The organism is Kineococcus siccus (assembly GCF_009906795.1).
In the GTDB taxonomy this organism is placed as follows: Bacteria; Actinomycetota; Actinomycetes; order Actinomycetales; family Kineococcaceae; genus Kineococcus; species Kineococcus siccus.
The window spans coordinates 1-1,708 of the sequence record NZ_JAAALN010000380.1; the positions used below are offsets into that span (position 1 = coordinate 1).

Below are 1,708 nucleotides of genomic sequence, written 5' to 3' on the forward strand. Positions count from 1 at the left end.
GCTGGGATGTGGGCGGCGGGTGCCTGCTGACCTGCAACGATGGGACTTCTCTACGGTTCCACGTCGTCTGCCAGGGAAGGCACCCGCCGAATGCAAGTCTTCCACGCCCTGCCCGCCGCCGCGCTGGCGTCCTCGGTCTCCTTCGACGACCCGAACCTGATCGCCCACGCCGGCCTGGTCTCGGCGCTGCAGCTGGCCCAGGCCGCTGGGCTGCATGACCTGCTCGGCGCGCATCTGACCCTGTCCGGGCCCGGTTCGGCCAGCGCCTCGGCGAAGGCCACCGCGTTGGTCGCGGGGATGCTCACCGGCGCCGACAGCATCCAGGACATGGACGTCTTGCGCCACGGCGCCAGCGCGGGAGTGTTCGACGACGTCCGTACCCCCTCGACGTTGGGGACGTTCTTGCGGGCCTTCACCCATGGTCACGTCCGCCAGCTCGACGCCGTCGCAGCCCGGTTCCTGACCGGCCTGCAAGGCGCTACGGCCGCGGCCGGGTCGCCGCTGATAGCCGATACCGATCAACTGGTCGATGTCGATGTCGATATCGATGTCGATATCGATGTCGACGACACCATCCGCCAGACCTACGGCTACGCCAAGCAGGGCGCCGGGTACGGCTACTCCAAGGTCAAAGGCTTGAATGCGATGCTGGTGACCGCGACCACCCCGACGATCTTGGGCACCCGGTTGCGCAAGGGTCGGTCGCCAGCGCGAAGGGCGCACCGAAGTTGCTCGCCGACTGCCTGGCGACCCTCAAACGCACCAGCACCAGCACCAGTACCGGTGGCAGTCCGGGGTTGGTGATCGTGCGGGCCGACTCGGCGTACTACAACCACGCCGTGCTCGCCGCCGCCCGCCGCGGCGGGGCCCGGTTCTCGATCACCGCCCGCAGCAATCCCGCGACCCGGCAGGCCATCGCCTCCATCGCCGAGGATACGTGGACGGCGATCAAGTACACCGACGCGCTCTGGGATGAGGAGGATGGGCGCTGGGTATCCGATGCCGAGGTCACCGAGACCACCTATACCGCGTTCACCGGCCGCCGCAAAGCTGAGCACGTGAGCGCACGGTTGATCGTCCGCCGCGTCAAGCGGTTGAATCCCGCCGCCATCGGCTACGGTCAAGGCGCATTGTTCGACACCTACCGCTATCACGCGGTGTTCACCGATTCCTCGTTGCCGGTGCTGGCCGCGGAGAAGGATCACCGCGCGCACGCGGTCGTGGAGTCGGTGATCGCGGAGTTGAAGGACGGTGCGTAGGCGCATCTGCCGTCGGGGAAGTTCGGGGCTAACGCCGCCTGGTTGGTGCTGGCCGCGACCGCCCACAACCTGACCCGCGCCATCGCGGTGTTGGCCGGGGCCGGGCACCGCCGCGAACGGGCGGCGACGATCCGGCGCAAGCTGATCAGCCTGCCGGCTCGGGTCGCGTCCTCGGCGCGGCGGCTGCGGCTGCACACTCCGACCGACTGGCCCTGGCAGGCCGGATTCGAGAGCCTGCTGGCCTCGATCGCCAGGATCGCTCGACCACAGCCGGGCACCACCTGCCGGACCTGAGCACCACCCGAGGCCCACCGCCCTGACCGGGCACGACCAGGAACCACAGTGGAGGAGCCGACACCGGTCGGCGACTGCCTCACACCCTGCTCGTGGTGACCTGCCTTCGGCAGGTCACCACGAGCTCACCGGTCATCCAGCGGTGGATCCAGGCT

Annotated in this window: 1 pseudogene; it reads left to right on the forward strand. The window is 69.0% G+C overall.

The annotated features are described in order from the left end of the window. Positions 1–90: 90 nt before the first annotated feature. Positions 91–1,553, forward strand: a pseudogene (locus GTR02_RS21590) (IS1380 family transposase). The last annotated feature ends 155 nt before the right edge of the window (positions 1,554–1,708 follow it).